The sequence below is a fragment of the Hymenobacter pini genome (assembly GCF_020421205.1).
Lineage (GTDB): Bacteria > Bacteroidota > Bacteroidia > Cytophagales > Hymenobacteraceae > Hymenobacter > Hymenobacter pini.
Genome location: NZ_JAIZZH010000002.1, coordinates 497667 through 522149, shown reverse-complemented (window position 1 = coordinate 522149; position 24483 = coordinate 497667). Strand labels below are relative to the sequence as shown.

Below are 24483 nucleotides of genomic sequence, written 5' to 3'. Positions count from 1 at the left end.
CTTACTCTCCTCGCAGTTGCAAGTTTTAGCCCGCATCCTGCGCCGCGCCCGTCCGGGCGTCTACTTCGGGCTGGAGTACATCAGCCTGCTGCCAGCTGCTGCGCACAAACCAGAGCAGGGCCAGGGTGGCGGCCAATATGTTGCTAGCCACGAAGCTCCACCAAAGCCCGCGGAAACCCAGGGTGGTATGGCTGGAGAGGTACCAGGCAATAGGAAACTGCAACACCCAGGTACTGATGATGGTGAGCAGCATGGCACCCAGCGTGTTGCCCGCCCCCCGCAGCGCCCCCGAAACCGACTGCTGCACGCCGGTAAAGCACAGGCTGGCGGCGGCAATACGTACAAATTCCACGGCATCGGCCGCCACGGCTTCGTCGCCGGAGAGGAAAAACTGCACCAGCGGCCGGGCCGCCAAGTAGATTGCCAGCCCTACCAGCAGCAACCCTAGAAAGCTGGTGGTTATGGCATAGCGGGCGGTTTGCCGGGCCCGGTCGGGGCGGCGGGCTCCCAGGTTCTGGGCCACCAGCGTAGAGCAGGCCAGCGAAATACCCAGGGCCGGGATAATGCCCAGCGCCAGCAGCCGCGAGCCAATACCGTAGGTGGCCAGTACAGTAGTGCCAAACCCGGCAGCTAGCGTCGTCATCACCGATAACCCCAGGGCCCTGGCCGACAAATCGACGGAGGACGGGGCCCCGAGGCGGAAGGCCCGCAGCATCAGTTCCGTATCGGGCCGGAAACCGCGGAAACTGAGCTTTAGGCCGGCCGTGCCGCGCAGCATCACCACCAAGCCCAGCACCATCGACAGGGCCTGGGTGCTGACAGTAGCTAGGGCTGCCCCGGCCACGCCCAGCCCCGGCACCGAGCCGTAGCCATAAATGAAAAGCGGGTCGAGCAGGAAGTTGAGGCCCAGGGCCAGCAGGTTGATGTAGAGCGGAATCCGGACCTGGCCCACGCCCCGCATCAGGGCCTGAAACATGATAAAACCAAAGTTCAGGGGCAAGCCCAGAAACAGCACCCGCTGAAACTGATTAGCTTCGGTGAAAATTTCCGGGCCCACGCCTATCAGGCCTAAGAGGAGGGGCGAGGCAAAGTACGCCCCCACGGCCAGCAGCAGCGCTAATACCGTTTCCAGTACCAGTGTTTGGGCCGCTACGTGGTTGACGGTGGCCAGGTCGCGGGCCCCGAAAGCCCGGGCCACCAGCACCGAGCCCGCCACCGAAAACCCCGAGCCCAGCGCCACCAGCAGAAAGTTGATGGGAAAGCTCACGGCCACGGTTGCCACGGCGTTAGCCCCCAATCTACCCACCCAATACGCATCCACCAGTTGGTAACCCGTTTGGAGCAGGTTGGCCAGTACAATGGGTACCGCCAGCGTGAGCAGGGCGCGCAGAATAGGACCTTCGGTGAGGGTTAGAGCAGCAGCGGTAGTAGGAGCAGACATAGTGCCAGCTAACGGCCCGGCCGGACCGGTCGTTGCGCGCAGGTCCAGTGCCTGCGTAGGCAGCGAGGCTCTTTACCGGTTTGTGAGCCAGCCTTTACGGTAGAAATACGCCAGCTGGAAAACGACAATAAGCGCCAGCACCATCAGCAGCACGGGGTACCCCCAAGGGCTGTACAGCTCGGGCATATTCAGGTAGTTGATGCGGCCGTCGGGCCCTTCGCGCTGGAAATTCATGCCGTACAAACCCACCACGAAGCTCAGCGGAATAAAGATGCTGCTGATGATAGTCAGCACTTTCATTACCTCATTGGCCCGGTTAGCTTGGTCCGACATGTACAGCTCCACCAAGCTGCTCACCGTTTCCCGGTAGCTTTCGGCCAGGTCCAGGGCCTGAATGGCGTGGTCGTAGCAGTCCTTGAAGAATACTTTAATGTCTTCGGGAATTTCCTCGTCGGGCATGCGCAGGATTTCTGCAATTTTCTCCCGCTCGGGATATACCAGCCGCCGGAAGCGTACAATATCCTTTTTGATGTGCAGGATGCGGTTGAGCACCCGCCGGTCGGGCCGACCCTGGAAAATGCGCTCCTCCAGGGTTTCCAGGTAGTCGCCAATGGCGGCCATGGTGGGGTAGTAGTGGTCGAGCACCACGTCGGTGAGGGCATAGGCCAGATACAGCGGGGAGCGGCGCCGGATGTTACTGCGCCCAGTGCGCAGGCGTAGGCGCACGGCCTCCAGGCAGTCCTCGTAGTCGTCCTGAAAGCTGAGCACGTAGTTGGGCCCGGTGAAAATGCTGAGCTGGTCGTCGTCGATGTCCAGCAGTTGGGTAAACTCCGTCATCCTCGACACCAGAAACAGGCCGTGCTCAGTTTCCTCCACCTTGGCCCGCTGGTAGTCGTTGAGCACGTCCTCCATTTGCAAGGGGTGAATATGGAAATCTTCCTGCAGGCGCTGCATCAGAAACAGGTCGTCGTAGCCGCGCACATCTACCCAGTGTTTTAGCTCGGGATGCTGCTTGAAATATGCCAGCAGCTCGTCGTACTGCTGGTACTCCCGCTCCTCAAAAAACGTGTCGTCGTAGGAAATCAGGAACAGGCGCGGCTTCAGGGCATCCTCGCGCACGATGAGCGTGCCGGGGCGCTGGCCCACCGTCTGCTGGCGGGCTTGGCGGGTAGCGTCCCGGTCGCCGGTAATGGAGGTGCGCAGGGGCGTTTCGTCGTCATCATCGAGCGGGAAACCGGCCGGAGCCGGTTGGGCTGGGAGGGGAGTAGCAGAAGTTTCCGGAGGGGTCATGCAGAATACGGAAAAGCGGGGCAGAGCACTAGTGTACGGTATTGCGGCCGAAAAGCTGAGCCGCAGCGCCGGCAAGCAGAAAACGCGGCCCGAAGCTAGCACGTACAGCGGCAGGCAGGAAATCCTCGTACTTTCGCCCTTCTTTGCCGTTTGCCTGTGCCCCTGCCCGCCGCTGCTTCTACGCTCCTGTTTCCACTGCCTGGTTTTGCGGAGCAGTACGTGTTGCGCCTGACGGAAGCAGCCGAGCCCACGCTGCCGGTGGCGTACGTGCCGTGGCTGTACCACACACCCGCTCATCTGGCGCTGCAGGCCAGCCCCAATGAGCCGTTGTTTTTCTGGCTGGAAGAGCCCGCCCGTCACCGCACCGTAGCGCAATTGGCCGTTTCTCAGAGTGCGGATGGTAAGGAGGCCCGCAGCCCCTGGCAAGCGCCCTTCGGGGCCGTGCAGCAGGTGCCGGAGCTGCCGGTAGCGGTGCTGCGGGCTATGCTGGCGGTGGTAGAGGCCGAATTGCGCCAGCGGGGCACCCGGCAATTCACGCTCCGGCTACCCGCTTTTGCCTACGAGGCCATTGGCGTACCCCGGCTAACTGAGGCGCTACGCCAGCTGGGCTACAACACCGCTTTGGCCGAAATCAACAACCACCTCCCGCTGCACCAGGACTTCCGTAGCCGCTTGCACCCCTCCGAGCGGCGGCGGCTGCTGAAGTGTGAGCGGCACGGGCTGCGCTTTGAGCAGGAACCGCCCCTGTTGCTGCCGCTGGCCTACGAGTTTTTGAGCCGCTGCCGACAGGAGAAGGGCCAGCAGCTGTCCATGACGCTGGAGCAGTTACAGGCGCTATTTCAGGCGCTGCCCCGGCAGGTGCTGCTGTTTTCGGTGCGCACGGCCACCGGCGAGTGGGCTGCCCTCACCATAGCCATTCAGGTGCGCCAGGACGTGCTGTACAATTTCTACCCGGCTAGTCCGCTGGCCTACAATACGCTGAGCCCGGTGGTGTTGCTGAATGCCGGCCTCCATGCCTTCGGGCAAGCCAGCGGTATGCGCCTGCTCGATTTGGGCACCTCCACGCTGCCCGAAGGCCTCAACCACTCGTTGCTGCAATTCAAGCGCCACCTGGGCGGGGTGCCCAGCCTCAAGCTGACGCTGACCAAAAACCTGGCTTAGCGCCCTCACAGCTGCCGCCATGCCTCATGCCTCACCTCCGCCCGAAACCCGCGCCGCCGTACTGGGCCGGCTGTTGCGGGGCACAGCGGGCTCGGGGGTGGCGGTGGCGGCCCGCACGGCCGGGGCGCTGGTGCTCAACAAGCTCCTGGCCGTATACGGAGGCAGCGGAGGGCTGACGTTGCTGGCTCATTTCCAGAACCTGATGGCCCTGTTCACCACCCTGCCCAACGACGGGGTGCACGTGGGCATGGTAAAATACCTGGCGCCGCTGCGCCCGGGCTCGGGGCGGTACCGGGCGTGGCTAGGTGCGGGAGTGGCGCTGAACTTGTTGGCGCTGATAGTAAGCGCAATGCTGCTGCTGGCATGGCCCGGCCCGCTGGTGGGCGTATTTGGGCAGGGTGGCGGCTGGTTGGCGTTGTTCGGGCTCGGGCTCTTGCTGCTGGTGGGCCACGCGTTTGTGGTGACGGTGTTGCTGGCCCAGGGCAAGCTAAGCGCCTATGTGCTGCTGACGGTGCTGCTGAGTGCCACCGGGCCCCTGGCCGTGGCGGCGGTGCTGGCCGGGTGGGGCTCAGTACCCACGGCGCTGCTGGCGTATTTGCTGGCGCAGGGCCTCACGCTGGTGCCGGCGGTGTGGCTGGCAGGCCGCGCGGGGCTATTGCCCCGGTTGCGGGGGCGCGTCAGTCGAGTAGCCTTGCGGGGCCTGGGGCGGTTTCTGCTGATGGCCCTGAGTATCGTGTTCTTTTCTAAGGTCGTTGATTTCAGCCTACGCGAAGTGCTCATCCGGCAGTTCGGCCTCGCCACCACCGACTTATGGCAGGCCGTGGCCAAGCTCTCCGACAACTACACTATGGTATTCTCGGCCCTGATGAGCAGCGTGTACTATCCTAGGTTGGCGGCGCTGAGTGCCCGGCCGTTGGAGCGGGCCCGATTGGTGCGCACGGTGCTGGCCCTGCTGGCTCCGGTGGTGGCAGTGGGGCTGGGGGGGCTGTGGCTGCTGCGGGGCTGGCTGTTGCCGTTGCTGTTTGAGCCCCGGTTTGCCGCCGCCGAGTTTCTGCTGGCCCCGCAGCTCCTGGCCGACTGGGCCAAATTTCTGACCTGGGTATTGCTGTTCCTGCTCACGGCCCAGGCCCGGGTAGGGCGCTACGTAGCAGTTCAGGCTGCGTCGGCAGTGGTGCTGGCTCTACTGCTGGCCGTGCTGCTGCCGCGGTATGGGTTGCTGGGAGCCCCACTGGCGCAGGCGGCGCGCTACGGCGTGCTGCTGCTCTGGTGCCTGTGGTATTTCCGGCGGGACATGCGCGCCGGGTAGTTTGGAGAGCAAGCACCTGATGCAGAAGCCGCGTTTTTTCGGGCACGCTCCCACAGGTAGTATCTTGCCCCCCGATGTCTGCTTCTGAATTGCCCCTCGTTACTATTGTGGCCCTGTGCCACAACCACGCCCGGTTCCTGGAAACGGCCCTGGATTCAGTTCTGGCCCAGACGTATTCGAACCTGGAGGTGTTCTTGGTAGACGATGCTAGCACCGACGACAGCGCCGTAATCCTGCGCCGCTACGCTGCCGCGCACCCCAGTTGGCACCTGCGGCTGCTGCCCCGCAACGTGGGCAACTGCCAGGCGTTCAACTCGGCCTTGCGCGAAGCCCGGGGCGAGTTCATCATTGATTTTGCCACCGACGACGTGCTACTGCCCGAGCGAGTGGCCCAGCAGGTTGCTGCCTTTGCCGCCGCCGGCCCCCGTTGCGGCATGGTGTATTCCGATGCCGAATTGATTGACGAAGCGGGCCGATTTGTGCGCTACCATTTCCGGCGTGATGCGCAGGGGCAGCTGCACCCGCGCCCGGCCAGCGGCCTAGTGTTTGCCGAGGTGCTGGCCCGGTACTTTATCAGCGCGCCCACCATGCTCATGCGGCGGGCTACCTTGGAGCAGCTCGGCGGCTATGATGAAACGCTGGCCTACGAGGATTTTGACTTCTGGGTGCGGGCCAGTCGTGAGTGGGAGTTTCAGTTCCTAGATAAGGTAACCACCCAGAAACGGCTGCACCCGCAGTCCATGTCCAGCAAAGGCTACCGCCCCCACGACCCTTATTTGCGCTCCACCATCCGGGTATGCCGCAAAGCGCAAGCCCTGTGCCGCACCCCCGCCGAGCGGGCCGCCCTGGCCGTGCGGGTGCGTTGGGAGCTGCGCCAGGCCGTGCGCTACCGCAACCTGCCCGAAGCCCGCGACCTGTATCAACTGCTCCAGGAGCTGCGTGCCGTGCGCCCGCTGGATTGGCTGCTGGGATTAGCGGCGAGTTGGAAAAAGTAACGGAGTATTATTCCCCTACTAAGCCTAGGGCTACTGACTAACGTTGCCGCTCTTCGCCCCGCGTTCTAGTTCCACCTCATATAGCTCCACGCGGCCATCCTGGGCCACCAGTCGCCGACGCGGGTACCAGCTGAGCACCGAATCGGGGGAGTAGCGGATGAGCTTACGGGTTAGTTCGTCGTTGCTGAGAGTGGCGCGGTTGAGGAGCAGCCAAGCGTGTTCGTCGGGAGCTGACTGCACAGAGTCGCGGGCCCAGTAGCGGCGGTACTGCAGCCCCGCGGGCATTTGAAAGCCGTAGTAGAAGTCGTAATTGCCAATCAGGTAGTCATCTACCAACACCGTGCCCCGGGCCGGGCTCTGCAGATGCCGCCGGATAGTCCGGTCCTGCGCAAAGTGCTCGGATACGGATGGCTTCCGCATGAAATATACCGGTCGGATAGCTAGTGCCAGAGCTAATACCGCCACTGTGGCTGCCGCAAACCCGGGAGTTGCGCGCCGAATCCAGGTGGGCCACTGCCGCAGTGTGCTGCCGCCCGCCGCTGCCAGCAGCCACACACCCGGTAGCGCATACAGGATGGCCACGGCATTGTGCAGCCAGCCCGCCAGGGCCAGCAGCAGCAACCCGGCTGCCCACAGTCGCCAGCCGCCTTCCTGTACTGCCCGTCGCAAGCCAAAACCCGCCGCCAGGGCCAGCGGCGGCAGCAGTGGCGTTGTCATGCGGGGCAGGAGGGTAATAGGGTTATAGCTACTCAGTGAGGTACTGCCCACCCAGTATAGGAGCAGCGTACTTCCGGCCAATACCAACCAAAACCGCCGGTCGGGGGTGCTGTCACCCGACGCCTGGCGACCCAACGCTCCGGCCGCCAGTACCAGCATCAGCCCCAGGCCAGCCCCCACAAAAAAGCTAAGTGGCTGCCACGTAATGCGGGCCAGCAAAGCCGCCCGGTTGCCTACCAGAAAATTACCCTCTTTGAGGTATTCGTTGGTATGCTCAATCAGGTGAATCCGGTACAGTGCATCGCTAGTGTAGTGCCAATACACTCCCAGGTACCCGAGCAACAACAGTGCGCCCAAGCCTAATGCAGCCAGCCAAAACCTGCCGTGGCGGCGGTGCCAGGCATCGAATCCCAATACTCCCAGATAAAAAGGCAGGTAGTAGGCAATAGTCTCTTTGCTGAGCAAGGCTGCAAAGTTAAGCAGCGCAAAACCTGCACCCCACCACCCGGCCCGGAGGCCCGGCTCCCGGCCCCGTAGCAGCACGACGGCGCTGGCCAGGCACCAGAACATCAGGATATTATCGGGATAGAGGTAGTTAGTGAGGTTGAGCGTGAAATAGTGCAGCCCCAGCAGCAACATGGCCCCACTGGCCACCACCTGCTCCCGCCGCCGGTACAGCCCCCAGATCAGCCCCGCGCAACCCAGCGTAGCCAGTAGCGGCCAAAGGGTGGCACTAATGATATTCAGCCCAAAAAGCTGAAAAAACACCGCCACCGGCCCGAAAATCAGATACCGCTCCTTCAGCGGATCGTGCAACTGCCCCTGCGGATCTGGCTCCAGCCGGAAAGTGCCGCTTAGCAGCTGATGGGCGTAGCGCGAGTAGTAATAATCATCGAGGGCATAGAGTCCTTCATGGGTCAGAAAGAAATACGCCAGCGTTACAGCCACCACAAGCAGCAGCGTCCAGTCCGGCAAACGAAGTACAAATCGGTTCACTGGGGCAAGATAGCAATGAGGTGACAGGTAACAGGTGATGAAGTGATAGGGGATGAGGGGACAGGTTGGTACGTCATTCCGAGCATGTGGAGCATCAAGCCAGTGTTCGAGGAATCTAGCGTGTCGACACGTCAGGATTACTTCCACCACCTCAGCACGCGAGATTTCTCGGCAAGCTCGAAATGGCGTACTAGCCTGTCTCCTGTCACCTCCTCACTATCTTGCGGGATATGATGCGTCGACGTGTATTTCTGCTGCTGCTTCCGCTGCTGTTGCTGCTGCTAGGCGGTACAGTGCTGGGCTGCTACTTTGAAACCAACGACGACCTGACCATTGTGGCCCTGCTGCGCGGCGAAACGGCTGCCGCGCCGGTGTCCAACTTATACCTGTACTTCCACGGCTTCGCCTGGGGCTGGAGCTGGCTGTACGCCCAGGCACCGCTGGTTTCCTGGTACGGTTTCACTCTCTACGGGCTGCTGTACGTGGCCACTGTGTTGGTTTTTGCTGTGCTGTGGCGGTTGCTGCGGCCCCACGCCGGCCGTTGGGTGGTTGTAGCGGGGCTGGTACTCTTCTGGAGTGTGGCCTGGCTGGAGCATAGCCTATGGTTCAACTACATGCGGGTGCCGCTGCTGCTGGCCGGGGCGGGCGTACTATTTGCCGCCCAACGGGCCCCGGCACGCTGGGCCCTGGCCGTTGGAGTCCTCGCTTTCGGGTTAAGCTGGCTGATCCGACCCAGTGCTGCCGTGCTGGGAGCCGTGGCCGCTACCCCCGGCGCATGGTGGCTGGCGGGCCGGCGCGGGGTGCCCGTACTGGCTGGTGCCGCCGCCTGGAGCATAGCCGGGGCGCTTTGGCTACACCTCACATGGCCGCCCGCCGCCGTCACCTTTCGCCGCCTCGATGTGCTCAAATCCAACCTTAACGACTTCCAGCTGGCTGCCCCGCCCGCACAACCCCTTTCATCGGCCGACAGCCTGGGTTTGGTGGAAGCCCGCGCGTGGATGTTCCCCGATTCCACGCTGGTAAATGAGCAACTGTTTGCCCGCACCGCGCCGTTTCAGCCAGACTATTTCCTGTGGGAAACGGCCCCAGCCAAATTCTTACACCTGCTACAACAGCTCCCACACGACTATTTTCCGCTGTTGCTGCTGCTGGCCGCTACCTGGGCACTGGTAGGCCGGCAACCCGGCAACCGGTGGTTTGGGCTGGTGCAGCTGGGCTATGCAGGGTTGATGCTGGGCCTTGGCATCGTGATGAAGCTGCCGCCCCGGCTGGCCCTGCCGCTGCTGAATTTCTGGCTGCTGGGTAATCTGGTGTGCGTATTCGGGCGGGGCGTGGTGCCGCGCCGGCTGGCCCTGCCGCTGCTGCTGGCGGTTTTGGTAGTAGCTGCAGTGCCATACGGCTACAAAACCTGGCACCGCAGCGAAGTGCTGGCTGCGGAGCGGTTGCGTAACAACCAGAGGCGGGAACAACTGGCAGAGCTGGCCCGCGGTGCCCGCGTGGTGGTGACAGACCTGTGGGAGAGTACGTACAAGGCGGCCTCTCCGCTACAGGATGAGGTGTTGCCCTCGGCCGTCAGCGGCCGAAGCAAGCTGACAGAATTCCCCTTGCGGCTGTCCATTGTGGGCTGGCAAACCCTGCACCCTTCGCAGCCCGCGCTCCGGCAGCAACTCACCGGCTCCCGCGACTTCACCGGGGCTTTGCAGCGGCTAGGTCAACGCTCCGATGTGGTCTGGTTGCTTTCCCCGGAAGGCGCGGACCTACTCAACCGCCATCTGGCTTTACGCCGGCCGGGCGGGCAGCCTATGCTGCAGTTGGTGCAGGCATCTATTAATCGTCGAGCTCGGAAAAATGCTATGCATGCATACCTTTTTCGTGCAAAATTCCCGCATTCATCTTCGAAAGCCAAAATTTTGTAGTCCATCCAGGACTTATTTCGGCTATGCGGGGGTAGGGGTACTGTACCTTTGAAGTCGCTAGTACCTTTTTCTCCCGTCACCATGATTACCGCTTCCGTCACCTCGCGCTCCGAAGTCCTCCAGTATATGGAAGGCTTCGTGAAAGAAAACCTCGGCTCCTTCCTTAAAAGCGTGGAAAGCAGCTGGCAGCCTGCTGACTTCCTGCCCGATTCACGCCTCGATTCGTTCTTTGATGAAGTAAAACTGTTGCGCGAGCGGGCCAAGGAGCTCAGCTACGATTTGCTGGCCGTGCTCATCGGCGACACCATTACCGAGGAGGCGCTGCCCAACTACGAAGCCTGGTTTCATGAGCTTGACGACCTGAATCGGGACCCGGACAACGGCTGGGCCCAGTGGATCCGGGGCTGGACGGCCGAAGAAAACCGCCATGGCGACCTGCTCAACCGCTACCTGTACCTCTGTGGCCGCGTGAACATGCGCGAGTTTGAGGTCAGCACTCAGTACCTCATTGCCGATGGCTTTGACCTGGGCACGGCCCACGACCCCTACCGGGCCTTCGTGTACACCTCGTACCAGGAAACGGCCACCAACCTCTCGCACCGCCGCGTGGGCACGCTGGCCCGCAAAGTGGGCGAAGACCAGCTCAGCAAAATCTGCGGGATGATTGCCGGCGACGAAACCCGCCACGCCCGCGTCTACAAAACATTCGTGGAGAAGATTTTCGAGGTCGACCCTTCCGAAATGATGCTGGCCTTCGAGGACATGATGCGTAAGAAGATTGTGATGCCCGCTCACTACATGCGCGAAATGGGCGTGGATATCGGCAAAACTTTCGGCCACTTCACCGACGCCGCCCAGCGCCTGGGCGTGTATACCAGCCACGACTACACCGAAATCCTGGACACGCTGATTGCCGACTGGAAAATCGACCAGATTACCGGCCTCAATGGAGCCGCCGAGAAAGCCCGCGAGTACATCATGGCCCTGCCCAACCGCCTGCGCCGCGTAGCCGACCGCATGCCCGTACCCAAGCTGGAATACAAATTCAAATGGATTGAATAGTTGGAGTCAGTGGCGCTTGGTGCACAGTGCCTAGCACCTGACCAACAAAGACCAAAAAAGAGGCCCCGCCGTAACCACGGCGGGGCCTCTTTCATACACTCTAAGCTCTAAGCTCTAAGCTCTAAGCTCTAAGCTCTAAGCTCTATTTGGCGTCCATCATCTGGCCCATTACCAGCTTGCCGCTGGGGTCCAGCGTGTACTCCACGGTGCGGGTGGTAGCTGCCTGCGAAGCATCGGCGGGCGTTACCGGGAAAGTGCGCACCAGCTTGTTGCCGCTGATTTGGTAAGTATCCTGACCCGAGTAGCCCATGCCGGCTTGGCCCGTGGGCGTACCAGGGAAGGTAATGGGAGCATAGCCACGCTCAGCAAATTCATAAGCGTACAGTCCACCGTTGGCCTTCTTGTTGTCGGTCATGATGTACAGCTCGGGTTTGCCATTGCCGTTCAGGTCGGCGGCGGCAATGTTGGTTACGGCACCCATTACCTCGGCCCGCAGTGGGTCAATGGTTTGGGCTGAGCCCCGGTAAGAGCGGATGCTTACCACCCTGGGCTCCTGCGAACCGAAGGTTTTCACGGTGAAGCGGTAGTCGCCCTGGGTTACTTCACGGTTGAAGCTCACGTCGCCTTCGTCCACGGTCGGAGCCGCTGGAACGGTGTCGGAGGATGCCTCGCTGGTTACCTGTCGTGTAGAGTCACAGGCCGACAGCGTGGCCGCTACCACGCCGGTAGCCAGCAGCAAACGAGGTAAAGAGGAAATACGCATGGTGTATGGAAATTAGGGAAGAGGCTGAAAATGCGGCGGTAGTTTAGCTACCGCCAACTATCTAACCGGGAGAGGTTGGCAATTTGGTACGCAATGTAGAAGGTTTGAGTTGTATTTTTTCTATTATGTATTGATTAAATAGTCGGTAGTTTATATTCGGTTGCAGTATTCCGGTAAATGATAGGCGTGCTATGGCATTACCTGTACGCCTTTCCAGAATGCCACCCGGCCTCTAATAGCAGCTGCGGCCTCCTTGGGCTCGGGGTAATACCAGGCTGCATCCTTGTTCAGCTCCCCGTTCACGCGCAAAGAGTAGTAGCTGGCCCGGCCTTTCCAAGGGCAGGTGGTGCCGGCAATACTGTCTTCAAAAAACTCGCGCCGGATGGAGTCGGCCGGGAAATAGTGGTTGTTTTCTACCACTACCGTGTCGTTGCTTTCGGCCACGACGGTATCGTTCCAGATGGCTTTCATATTGTTTGTTTTCAGTTAATCGTTTTCCACTGCTCGTATTGGTTGAAGAAGTTTCGGATGAACGGAGCAGGCGACACCCGCAAAACCAAAACGACAAACGAAAAACTAACTCTACCGGCTTGTTGTTCTAGATACTCACTCCCCCTTTTATTATGTCGGCAGGCTTTCGTTTCCGGGACTTCGTGCCCGAGGAGTCGGGTAATACGGGCTTCGACTCCCTTTTGAAAATATTTATGCAGCTGGTTACCATCACCAGCGGCGACGTGGGCGAGGCCCTGCAGTGGCTCAACGAGCTGGATAAGCAGTACGGCCTCACCAACGATGAGTACGGCATGGGCGACTTCATCGAGGACCTGAAGAAGAAAGGCTACATCGATGAGAATGAGCAGGAGCCGGGCGCGTTCAACATCACGGCCAAAAGCGAGCAGAACATCCGCCGCTCGGCCCTGGAAGAAATCTTCGGCAAACTCAAGAAATCGGGCACCGGCAACCACCGCACGCCCCACACCGGGCAGGGCGATGAGCTGAGCACCGATATGCGCGAGTTCCGCTTCGGCGACTCGCTGGAGCAGATTCAGATGACGGAGTCCATCCGCAACGCCCAGCTTAACCACGGCCTCGGCGACGGGGGCTTTATGCTCACGGAAGGTGACCTGGAAGTGCGCGAAAACGAGCACAAAAGCCAGACTAGCACCGTGCTGATGATTGACATCTCGCACTCCATGATTCTGTACGGCGAGGACCGCATCACGCCCGCCAAAAAAGTAGCTATGGCCCTGGCCGAGCTGGTGAAGCAAAAGTACCCTAAGGATTTCCTCGACGTTATTGTGTTCGGCAACGATGCCTGGCAGATTGAGGTAAAGGAGCTGCCGTATCTGCAGGTGGGCCCCTACCACACCAACACGGTAGCTGGCCTGGAGCTGGCCCTGGATCTGCTGCGCAAGCGCAAAACCGCCAACAAGCAGATTTTCATGATTACCGACGGCAAGCCCACCTGCCTGAAGGAGCCCGGCGGGTATTACAAAAATTCGTTCGGCCTTGACCGTAAGGTGGTGAACCGCACGCTGAACCTGGCCGCCGCCGCCCGCCGGCTGAAAGTGCCTATCACCACGTTTATGATTGCCGACGACCCGTATCTGCGGCGCTTCGTGCAGGAATTCACGGAAGTAAATCAGGGTAAGGCCTACTACAGCTCCCTCAAAGGCCTGGGCCACCTGATTTTTGAGGACTACAAACAGAACCGGCGCAAGTCGTTGTAGCCGTTGGCTCTGGCAGCTATGCTAGGCAGGTACCAGCGTTGGCTGCTGAGCGTGACGGGCGCAACTCTGCCATTGGGCGCGGTTCACGCCTTTGGCTAACAACCAGAGGCACAATGCCGTTTCGCCGATCAGGCAAGGCAGCAGAATGCCCGGCAGAAGCTGCTTAGCCAGCGCGGGAGCAAAAAGGGCCGCGAAGCAGGCCACGAGGTAGCAGCCACCCGCTAGCTGGAGCAAAACGCCCAGCAGCTTCGGCAGAAAGCCCGACCGGAAAATCAGGTAGCCATTCAACAGGCAGGTAGCGCCAAAGAAGATGAGGGCAATATTAAACGCGACGTCGTGCGATTTTAGCGCCAGACTGGCCAGCACCGCCGGCCCCTGCGCCCCGAGGGCCTGGCCGTACTCGGGGGTAGTCAGCGTTGGCAGTACCAGCAGCAAAAACACTTTGCTGACGGCTTCAACGGCCAGCGAGGTGGTGTTGAGTAGCAAGGCCAGCAGCGCCACGGGTTTGCTTACGGGGCGTAGCAGTATATATTCAATCCACATCAGCGGCACGGCACTTACCACTACCAGCAGGTTGCCTAGGACGCTGCTTTGCCAAAGCCCCGGGGCGGCCAGAATGTGTTGGGCGGTGGCCGCCGCGTTGCCCGGAACCACCAGCTTATCGGTCACGAACCCTTCGGCAAAAGCTCCGAACAGGATGATCAGCAGATACAGTGCCCCGCCAAGGCGGGCATACACGCGGGGCGAAGCGTAAATGGAACGAGTAATCATAGCGAGGAGAGTGAGGGGGAAAGCGTGGAAGCAGCAGCGGGTACCTGCCGGACAGCTGGCAGATGCGTAGTGCTGAATAAGCGTTGCCTGGGGAATTTTTGCGTTACCACGCGGGCCGGTAGTGCAGGTTTCCGGCGCTACGACCCTTGCTATTTCTCCACTGATTATGCCCCGGTGCCCCTTCGCGTAATTACATCCTGAACCTCCGCCTACCTTTAGCAGTTAACCAAGCTGGGAATCCAGTTTTCCTTTACCACTCCGCATGAACCACGAAACTATCCATACGCTGGGCCAACTGCGCGCCAGCGGCTATCAGCCCCGTTCCGTAAAACAAGAGCTGCGCGACAATCTGATCCAACGCCTGAAATCGAAGCAGGAAGTGTTTCCTGGCATCTACGGCTACGAGGAAACCGTTATTCCGGAACTGCAGCGTGCTATTCTGGCCGGGCACCACATCAACCTGCTGGGCCTGCGGGGCCAAGCCAAAACCCGCATTGCCCGCTTGCTGGTGGGCCTGCTGGACGAGTACGTGCCCGTGGTGGCCGGCTCCGAGCTGAACGACGACCCGCTGCAGCCCCTGAGCGTGTTTGCCCGCAACCTCATTGCCGAGCAGGGCGACGACACGCCCATCAGCTGGCTGCACCGCGACGAGCGCTACACCGAGAAGCTGGCTACCCCCGATGTATCGGTAGCCGACCTCATCGGCGACGCCGACCCCATCAAGGCCGCTACCCTCAAGCTGCCGTACTCCGACGAGCGGGTAATTCACTTCGGGCTGATTCCGCGGGCCCACCGGGGCATCTTCGTCATTAACGAACTGCCCGACCTGCAGGCCCGGATTCAGGTGTCCCTGTTCAACATTCTGCAGGAAGGCGACATCCAGATTCGCGGCTTTAAGGTGCGGCTGCCGCTGGATATCCAGTTCGTATTCACAGCTAACCCCGAGGACTACACCAATCGGGGCTCCATCGTAACGCCGCTGAAAGACCGCATCGACGCGCAGATTATCACGCACTATCCCAAGAGCATCGAAATCGGCAAGCGCATCACCAAGCAGGAGGCCCGCATCCGGGAGGAGCAGCGTGGCCTGGTAACCACCAACGACGTGGTGCACGACCTGGTGGAGCAGGTGGCCATTGAGGCCCGCGGCTCCGAGTTTGTGGATGCCAAATCGGGCGTGTCGGCCCGCCTCACCATTTCGGCCTACGAGCAGGTAATTGCCGCCGCCGAGCGCCGGGCCCTGCTTAATGGCGAAAACCACACCTACGTGCGCATTGCCGACTTCCTGGGGGCCGTGCCGGCCGTAACGGGCAAGGTGGAGCTGGTGTACGAAGGCGAGCAGGAAGGCGCGGGTATCGTGGCCGAGAAGCTGATGGGCAAGGCCCTGCGCACCCAGTTTCTGCAATACTTTCCCGACCCCGAGAAAACCAAGAAGCAGAAGGATAAGCCCAACCCCTACAAGCCCGTGCAGGACTGGTTCGGTACCCGCACCATCGACCTGCTGCACGATGCCTCCGACGAGGACTACCGCAAGGTGCTGGATATAGTGCCGGGCCTTAAGGACATGGTGCAGCAGAGCGTACCCGCCGAGTTGAGCAAGGAAAACCTGCACTTCTGGATGGAGTTTGCCCTGCACGGCATGGCCGAGCACAGCCTGATTTCGCGCAACCGCCTCACGGCCGGCGCCCAGTTCAAGGACCTGCTCAGCAGCATGTTCACCATGCCCAACTTCGGCGACGACGATGACGACGACGAGGAATACCTGTCGTCGAAAAAGCGCAAGCGCCGGTAGGTAACAGGCATTCATCGAAATAGCCCACTTTCAGCTGTACAGGCTGTGAGTGGGCTATTTGCATTTGAGGCGCTGCCGTGAGAAGGATAACCCTAGTTCCCCGCTTCAGATAGAAAACCGACTGGTTCAGAGAGGAAGCGTCTAGGCCCAGCGAAGGAGTCCGATTGGGGCCGAAGACGTGGTGTTCCTTTGTAGTGTTCCCGGCGGGCAAGACCCCGCAGAACTCTCCTTCTGACACTCCTCATTGCTCCCAAATATGAAAGCTGTACTCGCCGCCCGTTTCGCCTGCCTCGCCTTGGTTGTAGCCCTTTTGCTGCCCAGCCTTCCTGCCTCGGCCAACCGCGTGGGTAATACTCGTTTCTATAAAGGCGGCCTGCACCGACCCGTGTACAAGAAATATCAGCCCGGCTGCCGCTGGATCTTCCAGAAGCGCTAGGCCGCAGCCCCCGCCGCGCGGGCCGCCTTCCCGGTTCATTTTTTTCTGCACTACCTATTGCACACCGCAGGCCCCGCGCACCGTTTGGTACGCGGGGCCTGCTTTGTTCGGGGGCAGCCAAAAGTAGTTGCTGCATGCGGCTCGGTTGGTTGAAATGCAGGGCGGCAGCGGCTCACATGGGGGCAGCCCGGAACGCGTGGCAGCCACCGCTGCACGCCGCTTCCACGGCCGCATCGAGGGAGCCGTGCAGAGCACTGCCGGTTTTGTGCTGACAGAAGGGGCAGGCGTGCACGTCACCGTCGGTATCCACGTACAGAAACCGGTCGGCGGCTCCGCTGCACCCCATGCGCCGCTGGTGGTAGCCGTAGTAGTGCACAATAGGCCAGTCAGCGTACTCGGGGCTGTACGTGAGCCGCTGGTAGAAATCCTCCAGCAATTGCAGCTGCGCGGGACTAAGATCTACTGCTTGGCCGGCAAAATGACCCACCTCACGGGGTTCCAGCACGTGAATGAACGTGACGCCCAATTGCCGGGCCAGGCGGGCGTAGGCCAGCAGGTTTTCGGCGGTGGTAAACTCGCGGGTGGCGCACACGGTGAGGGCAACCACCAACCCCACCTGATGGGCGTACACGGCCGCCTGAATGGCCCGCTGAAATGCCTCGGGGGAGCCCCGGAACGCATTGTGCCGGGCCGCATCGTGGTGGTCGAGGCTGATGGACACGCCCGTGAGGCCGGCGGCCTTCAGCTGGCGGGCATTCTCCAGGGTGAAGTGGAAGCCCGAAGTAAACACCCAGAAATCGGTGCCGGGCCGGGCCGAGCGGAGCAGGTCCAGCAGAACCGGCACGCGCAGCATGGGCTCCCCGCCGCTAAAGAAAATCTGCGAGGTGTGCCGGCCCTGCAAATCGGCTACCAGCTGCCGTAAATCGGACAGAGTGAGCTTCTCGGGCTGGTTGAGGGCGTCCCACTCGAAACAGTGGGCGCAGGCCAGCGGGCATTTCTTGGTTACGGCCACGAAGGCCATCTGCAAGGTGCGCGGCTGCGGCAGAAATGGCACCAGCCGGTGCAGGGTGGTGCCCACGTGGCGGGTGTGCGCCGCCGAGGGCCACCCGGGCACCTGAAACTCCCGGTAATACCGCTCGGCTACCTTGGCTACTTTGTGCACCTGCAGTGGCCCGTAGTACTGCCGGCGCAACTGCTGCACCAGAGTGTGCGCCCGGCCCAAGCGCCCGGGCCACCGCAGCAGGCGCAGGGAAAGGCCGTTTTCCAGCACTACCAGCGCCTGGTTGAGCAACCGGCGCCGCAACGGGGAGGCCACCACGGTAGGGGCCAGCGTGGGCACCGGGTACGGCGGCGTGGCCGGCATATCCAGAAAAGCGAGGTCGGGGATGAGGGTAGCGGGCATCAGATTACTGGTTAGCAGCGGTGAGCGTGAGGGCCTGGGCAGATTGCTGGTAGCGTTCCTTCGAAAATTCGATGAAGCGGCCCGGCTGCCGGAAGGAGTACAGCTCTGGGAGGTTGGGCAGGCCTTCGTACTGGCGGATGTGCTCGTAGTAGCCGCGGGTATGCAGAAACGCCGTGGTACGCGGCCGGGCGGAAGCCGCCGTTGGCCGGTAGGTGAGGGCTACCTCGGTGCCGGCCCGAAGCTGGGCCAGGTACTGCCCGTCGGTGCGGCGGAGGGCGGCGCGCTGGTCGCGGCCGGCTTCGTCGCGGGCGGTGGTGGGCGTCAGCTTTTCCAGCTGCACGGGTTGGTTGGGGCTGAAATCAACGGCGGCATAGTCCAGCTCCCAGAACATAAACCCGGTTTCCAGCTTCAGGCGCACGGGCCCGGCTGCTGCCGTGGCGGGCAGCTGAAACGGTACCACCAGCTCGCGGGCCGCCAGCGGGCCAACGGGTGGTATCCGGGCCACCGACTGCCAGCCCGCGGGCGTTTCCACGAACACCTCCAGCGGAATGCCCTGCTGCTCCGACCACTCCCGCAGCTCTCGGGCTGGTACATCGTGCTGCGTGCGGGCCCACTGCGGGTAATAGCTCCCGAATTTCTTGGTGAACTCGCCATACAGGTAATCCAGCCACAGCGAGTTCTGGGCCTGTAGTACCAGCTTGCCGGCGCGGGCCCGCGTGGGGTTGGCAAACGTGAGCTCCACGCTGTTGCGCGCGGTGCCGGGGGTGCTTTCGTTGAACAGAATGGCCGAGTGGTCGGGGGCGGCCAGCTGCTGGCGGTAGTTGTGGCCGGCCTGCGAAACGGCTCGGGTGGGCAGCTGGGGCTGCGCAATGGTGTGCACGTTGCCCGTCTGGTCTACCAACACGCGCACGTCGGCGGCGTGGTGGGCCAGCCAGAGCTCGGCCACGTTGGTGTACTGCCGCTCCCGAAGCTCGTTGGTGATGGTCAGGCGGTATTCCTGGTCAACGGGCCGAATCAGGGGCAGGGGCATGTAATCGTCGCGCTCTGCCGGCGCAAAAATGGCCCCGCCGTACGCCTCGCCCACAAACCGGTAGCTGGATCCATCATAGGCGTACACGAACGGGCAGGAGCTTTTGGTCAGGAGAATAATGATGCCTACCAGCACACACACGCCCACCGCAATACCCACAGAGCCGAGGACGTACGACAGGATGGTTTTGCCCGTGTCTTCCTCCACCACATCCAGGCGCTGCATGGCAGCCAGCGGAATGCGTACCTCAGTACCCTCACTGGGTTGCACGGCCGTCACGTGCACGTGTACCAGGTTGAGCACCGTTTGCTTATCACGGCCTTTGTAGCGGGGCGACTTCTGGGGCTCAGGTGAGGCGTACAGGCGCTGATCCGGCGCGAGCTCAGCCTTCTGGCCTACCAATACCTCGCCCTGCAGCTGTGGATTCCGTAACTGCCACACGCTTTCACCCTCATGAATGAGAAATAGCTTGGCGTCGGCCAGTTTGCTGAGGCCCGCCGGGGCTACGGGCTCCTGTCGGGTGTGGTAGTAGTTACACCCCGTAATCAATACAAGGTGAGCCAGCAACAATAGCCAGCCAAACCCGGCGGCTGGCCCCCGTCGGCGAAGCGCGGCCAGCAGGTGGGTAGAAACAGATAAACGAGTAGGCATAGTCGGGTATGAATGGTTGGCTAATGGCTAGTGGAGCGGCGGCGCAGCACCGCAACGGCCCCAAAGGCTACCGTCCCGAACATAGCCCGCCCGCCTCACGTCGCCTGACCATTCTTTTTAAGCATAGGACTTTCGGCTAGAATATTTGAATAATGTATGATGTTGAATAATAAATGTTTATGTATACACAAGTCGGACTTTCAAACGTGATAATGCAACAGGCCCGCCGGTGTAGTACCGGCGGGCCTGTTACGTGGAAGGAAGTAGCTGCTTAGGCTTGCTCGCTTACCACAATTTTCTCGATGGAGTCGTTGGCTTTGATCTGGTCGATGATGTCGAGGCCCTCTACCACTTTACCGAAGCAGGTGTGGTTGCGGTCGAGGTGGGCGGTGTTGTCGCGGGAGTGGCAGATGAAGAACTGCGAGCCACCGGTGTTGCGGCCAGCGTGAGCCATGCTCAGCACACCCCGGTCGTGGCGCTGGTTGCCGCCGTTCAGCTCGCAATCAATTTTGTAGCCGGGGCCGCCGGTGCCGGGCGTGCCTTTCGCACCCTCTCGGGTGTTGGGGCAGCCACCCTGAATCACGAAGTTGGGAATAACGCGGTGGAACTTCAGGCCGTCGTAGTAGCCTTTCTGGGCCAAGTCGGTGAAGTTTTTTACGGTGTTGGGGGCGTCCTGCTCGTAGAACTCAACTTTCATTACGCCCTTATTGGTGTGGATTTCAGCAGTTTTCATTGGGGTTGAAACTAGGGTGGAACGGCCCCTTATACGCATAAGGAGCCGCTGGCGGGTACCGCCGGGCACAAAGGTAGCCCAAAATGCCCACTGCCGGTCGGCCCAACCAACCAAGGCCGAGCTCCGTAAGCATACCGCCCGCGCGGCCCCGGCCCGCTGTTCTGTCCTACCACCCTAACCCTTCGCCACGCCTCCGTATGAACCACGTGCTGCGTTTCGCTACTCTTTCTCTGTTCTCTGCCTCCGTACTCGGCCTCAGCAGCTGCGGCGACAACAAAACGGCCGATACCACGACTACCCGCACCGACTCGATGGAAACCACCGTCGATTCTACCGCCATGCTCTCGGACTCAGCCCGTATGGGCAAAACCGACGGTGTAATGGTGGACGGCGTGGCCATGACGCCCGATAAAACCATTGTGCAGAATGCCGTAATGGCGCCCAGCGTGAGCACGCTGGTGAAAGCCGTGCAGGCCGCTGGCCTTGATGGAGCCTTCAGCGGCCCCGGCCCGTTCACGGTGTTTGCGCCCACCAATGCCGCCTTCGACAAGCTGCCCAATGGGGCGCTGGCTGGTCTGCTGAAGCCCGAAAGTAAGGAGAAGCTGAAAGGCGTGCTCACCTACCATGTTATTCAGGGCCGCTTGGTAGCCCAGGACCTGAAAGACGGTCAGGAGCTGACCACCATGAACGGCGAGAAACTGAAAGTATCGGTGAAAGACGGCAAAATCATGGTAAGCAACGGCAAAGATGCTCCCGTCAACATCCTGACTCCCGACGTCATTTCCAGCAACGGCGTGACGCACGTTATTGACGGTGTGCTGCTGCCTTTGCCTCAGTAACACAATTGACTTTTCCTGATTGGTTAAAAAGGCCCGGCTGCTTCAGCCGGGCTTTTTTGTGGCGTCAGGGTAGCGTGGAGGCGGCAAATGCTGAAACAGCACGTCATGCTGAGCTTGTCGAAGCATCTCTACCGCTTCGTTGAACTAGTGCAGGCGAAGCGGTAGAGATGCTTCGGCTGCGCGCCTATGCAGGATGTGCCGGTTCATATCATGTAAACACTACAACCCGGCGTCCTGAGCTACCCGCTCGGCGAAGCCGGCCCAGTCTACCTTCTCGCCCTTGGCAACGGTAGTGGAGAGGTGGTCATGGAGGATATTGGCGAAGGGCATGGGCACGAGCTGGGCGCGGGATTCATCCAGCACCAGGCGCATGTCTTTGCGGATGATGGCTGGGGCCGCGCCCACGGGCAGGTAATGCCGTTCGGCCACCAGCTTGCCGTAGCTTTTGTAAATGGGCGTGTTGAACAGGGTAGAGGTGAAAAACTCGTACACCTGCTGCCGCTCCAGGCCGCTTTTCTGCGCCAGGGTAAAGGCTTCGGCCATGGCTTCAATGGCCGCGCCCAGCATAAAATTGCCGCAGAGCTTTACTATGTTGGCTGCCCCCGGGTCGTCGCCGAAGTCGTGGGTACCCTGGCCGAGGGCGTTGAGCAGGGGCGTAACCTTGCGCCGGGCGGCAGGCTCCCCCGAAATGGCTAGCCACAGCTTGGCGGCGGCGGCCACGTCGGGCTTACCGAAAACGGGCGTGGCTACCAGGGCGCTGCCGTGGCGGGCGTGAGCTTCGGCGAGGCGGCGGTTAGTATCAGGGGCCACGGTGCTGCAGGAGGCGTGCACAGCCCCGACCGGCAGGGCCGGCAGTAGGCCATCGGGGCCTAGGCAGAGGGCTTCCAGGGCGGCATCGTCGGTTACCATCGTAAACACGAAGGCGGCACCTGCCACAGCTTCAGCGGGGGTAGCCGCCACGGTGGCCCCCAACTTTTTGAGGCCGGCGGCTTTGCGGGCCGTGCGGTTGTACACGGTGAGCCGGTGGCCGGCTTTCAGCAGGTTTTCGGCCATGGCCTCGCCCATGTTTCCCAGGCCAAGGAAGGCTACGTTATGTGGTGTCAAGAGAAAAGTATTAGTTGTGCGTTTGTCGATGTTCGTTATCCGTTTTTCGATACTGACAAAGAGCAACGAATAACTAACATGGGCAAACGCACAATGCTACTTCCGGTTGTCGTCGGCTTCCAGCATACTCACGTAGCTGTCGTAGCGGGGCAGGGCAATACGGCCTTTGTCCACGGCTTCGCGCACGGCGCAGCCCGGTTCGTGCAGGTGCTGGCAGTTGTGGTAGCGGCACTGGTTGAGCAAGGCGCGCATCTCGGGGAAGTAGTGCGCCAACTCACCGGGCTTCATATCCACCAACCCCAACTCCTTGATGCCCGGCGTATCAATCAGAAATGTACCGGGCCGCACCTCCAGCATTTCGGCGAAGGTGGTAGTGTGCACGCCTTTGTCCGAAAATTCGCTGATTTCAGCTGTTTTCAGGTCCAGGTCCGGCACCAAGGCGTTGATAAGGGTACTTTTGCCTACCCCGGAGTGGCCCGAGAGCAAGGATACTTTGCCATCCAGCAGTGCATCAATGGCTGCCACGCCCTCGCCGGTATGGGCCGAACAGCGCAAACCAGGGTAGCCCACGCGGGCGTACATTTTCAGAATCTGCTCCTGATAATCGGCCAGATCTTCGTCGTACAGGTCGGTTTTGTTGAACAGCAGCGTCACCGGGATGCTGTACGCTTCGGCCGTCACCAGAAACCGGTCGATGAACCCGAACGACGTGGCCGGCGAGGCTAGCGTAACCACCAACAGGGCTTGGTCGAGGTTGGCGGCCACAATGTGGGCGTGCTCACTCTTGTGCACCGAGCGGCGGATGATGTAGTTGCGCCGCGGCTCGATATAATGAATCACGCCGGCGCCTTCGGCCTGTTCTTCCACCGTAAAATCCACCTGGTCGCCCACGGCTAAGGGGTTGCTCACCTTCAGGCCCTTGTGCTTGAACTTACCCCGCAGCCGGCAGCGGTGCAGCTGCCCTGCCGCGTCGCGCACCACGTACCAGGAGCCGGTTGATTTAACAATGATGCCAGTCATGGAGCTGAAGTTGTGATATGGTGAAGTTGTGAGTTTGCCGCTTAGGCAGGTTGAACGATAAATTCACCATTTCACAACTTCACCAATCCAGTGCATAATCTTGTCGGTGGCGCCGCTGTGGTCGTGTACGTAGTCAAGGCTCAGGTCCTGCACGTGCAGGCGGGCCTCTTCGCGGTGATACAGGGGGCCAAAGGCCGTCAGGAGCTCATCGGCTGAGGTAACCGGAAAAGCGCAGCCCAGCTCCACCAGGTCACGGGCCTCCTGGAACTTGTGGTATGTGGGGCCAAAGAACAGCGGCAGGCCGAAAGCGGCAGCTTCCAGCGTGTTGTGCAGTCCCTTACCAAACGCCCCCCCGATGTAGGCAAAGTGCCCAAAGCGGTACAATTGGCTCAACAAGCCCACATTGTCGATGAGCAGCACCCGCGCCTTTGCCACGGTAGCCGCGTCGGCCTGAGAGTAGCGCACTACCTGGCCGGGCAGCGCCGCTTCCACCTGCCGTAGGTTGGCTTCCCCGATTTCGTGGGGGGCCACCATGAAGCGCAATTCCTGCAGGTACTGCTGCAGCAACGGCGTCAACACAGCAATATCCTCGGGCCAGCTGCTGCCAATGATGAGGACTGGAGCCCAGTCGTCGGTGAAGGCATCTACCAGCGGCAGGGAGCGGGGCGGGGCTGTGGCCGTGCGCACCACCGTATCGAAGCGGGTGTCGCCGGCTACGCTGGCCTGCGCAATGCCCGCCTGTTGCAGCAGCGCCACCGACTCGGTATTCTGGGTGAAGATGTGGGTGAAGCGGCCCAGGATGCGGCGAAAAAATCCGCCCCAGGGCTGAAAAAACATCTGTTCGGGCCGGAAAATAGCCGATACGCAAATGGTGGGAATGCTGCGGCGCTGCAGCTCGGTGAGGAAGTAGTACCAAAACTCATACTTCACAAACACCGCCAGCTGGGGCCGCACGGCATCCAGAAAAACGCGGGCGTTGGTTGCAGTATCCAGCGGCAGGTAAAACACGTACGCCGCTCCCGGCCAGTTTTTGCGCACCTCGTAGCCGGAGGGCGAAAAAAACGTGAGTACGATTTTGTGCTTAGGGTAGCGGGCCGCGTAGGCCTCCATGAGTGGCCGGCCCTGCTCAAACTCGCCCAGCGAAGCACAATGGAACCACACCAACGGGGCCGTTTCTGCGCGCACAGCGGCCCGAATGTGCTCCAGTAGGCCGCGGCGCCCGGCCGTCCACTGGGCGGCTTTGGGCACAAACGGCGCTACCAGCCGCAGCAGCAGTGCGTACAGGTATAGGCCTACGGAATATAGAAAGCGCAAGAGGTGATGCTTAG

21 protein-coding genes are annotated in these 24483 nt (G+C 61.2%); 9 read left to right on the top strand and 12 right to left on the bottom strand.

The window, feature by feature from the left end:
* Nucleotides 1-25 precede the first annotated feature (25 nt).
* Entirely contained in the window at nucleotides 26-1441 is a 1416-nt protein-coding gene (locus LF252_RS08785; RefSeq protein WP_226269210.1) for an MATE family efflux transporter, read from the bottom strand.
* Nucleotides 1442-1513: 72 nt separating this feature from the next.
* Nucleotides 1514-2731, bottom strand: a complete 1218-nt coding sequence (gene corA / locus LF252_RS08780) for a magnesium/cobalt transporter CorA (protein ID WP_226269209.1) — start codon at nucleotides 2729-2731, stop codon at nucleotides 1514-1516.
* 150 nt (nucleotides 2732-2881) lie between these two features.
* Here corA and LF252_RS08775 point away from each other — a divergent pair, with 150 nt between their 5' ends.
* The 3 genes from LF252_RS08775 (at nucleotide 2882) to LF252_RS08765 (ending at nucleotide 6193) form a co-directional block, all read left to right on the top strand.
* On the top strand, nucleotides 2882-3892 hold the full coding sequence (locus tag LF252_RS08775; protein WP_226269208.1) for a hypothetical protein: 1011 nt from the start codon (nucleotides 2882-2884) through the stop codon (nucleotides 3890-3892).
* A 19-nt stretch (nucleotides 3893-3911) separates the two neighbouring features.
* On the top strand, nucleotides 3912-5198 hold the full coding sequence (locus tag LF252_RS08770; RefSeq protein ID WP_226269207.1) for an MATE family efflux transporter: 1287 nt from the start codon (nucleotides 3912-3914) through the stop codon (nucleotides 5196-5198).
* 74 nt (nucleotides 5199-5272) lie between these two features.
* The gene (locus LF252_RS08765; RefSeq protein ID WP_226269206.1) at nucleotides 5273-6193 is read left to right on the top strand and encodes a glycosyltransferase; all 921 of its coding nucleotides are present in this window, start codon (nucleotides 5273-5275) and stop codon (nucleotides 6191-6193) included.
* A 30-nt stretch (nucleotides 6194-6223) separates the two neighbouring features.
* Here the strand turns inward: LF252_RS08765 and LF252_RS08760 are convergent, their stop codons facing one another.
* Complete coding sequence (locus LF252_RS08760; RefSeq protein ID WP_226269205.1) at nucleotides 6224-7906, bottom strand: ArnT family glycosyltransferase; 1683 nt, start codon at nucleotides 7904-7906, stop codon at nucleotides 6224-6226.
* 230 nt (nucleotides 7907-8136) lie between these two features.
* Here LF252_RS08760 and LF252_RS08755 point away from each other — a divergent pair, with 230 nt between their 5' ends.
* Entirely contained in the window at nucleotides 8137-9822 is a 1686-nt protein-coding gene (locus LF252_RS08755) for a hypothetical protein (RefSeq protein ID WP_226269204.1), read from the top strand.
* 81 nt (nucleotides 9823-9903) lie between these two features.
* On the top strand, nucleotides 9904-10884 hold the full coding sequence (locus LF252_RS08750) for an acyl-ACP desaturase (protein WP_226269203.1): 981 nt from the start codon (nucleotides 9904-9906) through the stop codon (nucleotides 10882-10884).
* Between the two features lie 142 nt (nucleotides 10885-11026).
* Here LF252_RS08750 and LF252_RS08745 read toward each other — a convergent pair whose 3' ends face one another.
* Both LF252_RS08745 and LF252_RS08740 read right to left on the bottom strand, forming a co-directional pair.
* The gene (locus LF252_RS08745; protein WP_226269202.1) at nucleotides 11027-11647 is read right to left on the bottom strand and encodes a hypothetical protein; all 621 of its coding nucleotides are present in this window, start codon (nucleotides 11645-11647) and stop codon (nucleotides 11027-11029) included.
* A gap of 189 nt (nucleotides 11648-11836) precedes the next feature.
* A complete protein-coding gene (locus tag LF252_RS08740; RefSeq protein WP_226269201.1) occupies nucleotides 11837-12118 on the bottom strand; it encodes a DUF427 domain-containing protein in 282 nt (93 codons plus the stop codon).
* Between the two features lie 152 nt (nucleotides 12119-12270).
* Between LF252_RS08740 and LF252_RS08735 the strand changes: the two genes are divergently transcribed.
* On the top strand, nucleotides 12271-13377 hold the full coding sequence (locus tag LF252_RS08735) for a vWA domain-containing protein (protein ID WP_226269200.1): 1107 nt from the start codon (nucleotides 12271-12273) through the stop codon (nucleotides 13375-13377).
* A gap of 21 nt (nucleotides 13378-13398) precedes the next feature.
* On the opposite strand, the gene LF252_RS08730 is transcribed toward LF252_RS08735, so the two are convergent.
* Nucleotides 13399-14148: a DUF4386 domain-containing protein gene (locus LF252_RS08730; protein ID WP_226269199.1), complete on the bottom strand. Its 750-nt coding sequence runs from the start codon at nucleotides 14146-14148 to the stop codon at nucleotides 13399-13401.
* 262 nt (nucleotides 14149-14410) lie between these two features.
* Between LF252_RS08730 and LF252_RS08725 the strand changes: the two genes are divergently transcribed.
* Together LF252_RS08725 and LF252_RS08720 are read left to right on the top strand one after the other, a co-directional pair.
* A complete protein-coding gene (locus tag LF252_RS08725; RefSeq protein ID WP_226269198.1) occupies nucleotides 14411-15940 on the top strand; it encodes a sigma 54-interacting transcriptional regulator in 1530 nt (509 codons plus the stop codon).
* A gap of 256 nt (nucleotides 15941-16196) precedes the next feature.
* The gene (locus LF252_RS08720) at nucleotides 16197-16376 is read left to right on the top strand and encodes a hypothetical protein (RefSeq protein WP_226269197.1); all 180 of its coding nucleotides are present in this window, start codon (nucleotides 16197-16199) and stop codon (nucleotides 16374-16376) included.
* Nucleotides 16377-16548: 172 nt separating this feature from the next.
* Here the strand turns inward: LF252_RS08720 and LF252_RS08715 are convergent, their stop codons facing one another.
* The 3 genes from LF252_RS08715 to LF252_RS08705 form a co-directional block, all read right to left on the bottom strand.
* Entirely contained in the window at nucleotides 16549-17778 is a 1230-nt protein-coding gene (locus LF252_RS08715) for a radical SAM protein (RefSeq protein ID WP_226269196.1), read from the bottom strand.
* Nucleotides 17779-17782: 4 nt separating this feature from the next.
* Entirely contained in the window at nucleotides 17783-19459 is a 1677-nt protein-coding gene (locus LF252_RS08710; RefSeq protein WP_226269195.1) for a hypothetical protein, read from the bottom strand.
* A gap of 271 nt (nucleotides 19460-19730) precedes the next feature.
* Nucleotides 19731-20192, bottom strand: a complete 462-nt coding sequence (locus tag LF252_RS08705; protein WP_226269194.1) for a peptidylprolyl isomerase — start codon at nucleotides 20190-20192, stop codon at nucleotides 19731-19733.
* Nucleotides 20193-20389: 197 nt separating this feature from the next.
* On the opposite strand from LF252_RS08705, the gene LF252_RS08700 reads away from it, so the two are divergent.
* On the top strand, nucleotides 20390-21031 hold the full coding sequence (locus LF252_RS08700) for a fasciclin domain-containing protein (protein ID WP_226269193.1): 642 nt from the start codon (nucleotides 20390-20392) through the stop codon (nucleotides 21029-21031).
* 219 nt (nucleotides 21032-21250) lie between these two features.
* Here the strand turns inward: LF252_RS08700 and LF252_RS08695 are convergent, their stop codons facing one another.
* The 3 genes from LF252_RS08695 to LF252_RS08685 all read right to left on the bottom strand — a co-directional run bounded on the left by LF252_RS08695 (nucleotide 21251) and on the right by LF252_RS08685 (nucleotide 24469).
* Nucleotides 21251-22135 carry an NAD(P)-dependent oxidoreductase gene (locus LF252_RS08695; RefSeq protein ID WP_226269192.1) on the bottom strand — a complete coding sequence of 295 codons (885 nt, stop codon included), beginning with the start codon at nucleotides 22133-22135 and terminating at the stop codon, nucleotides 21251-21253.
* Between the two features lie 96 nt (nucleotides 22136-22231).
* Entirely contained in the window at nucleotides 22232-23155 is a 924-nt protein-coding gene (gene rsgA, locus LF252_RS08690) for a ribosome small subunit-dependent GTPase A (RefSeq protein WP_226269191.1), read from the bottom strand.
* Nucleotides 23156-23218: 63 nt separating this feature from the next.
* Complete coding sequence (locus tag LF252_RS08685; protein ID WP_226269190.1) at nucleotides 23219-24469, bottom strand: 3-deoxy-D-manno-octulosonic acid transferase; 1251 nt, start codon at nucleotides 24467-24469, stop codon at nucleotides 23219-23221.
* Nucleotides 24470-24483 lie beyond the last annotated feature (14 nt).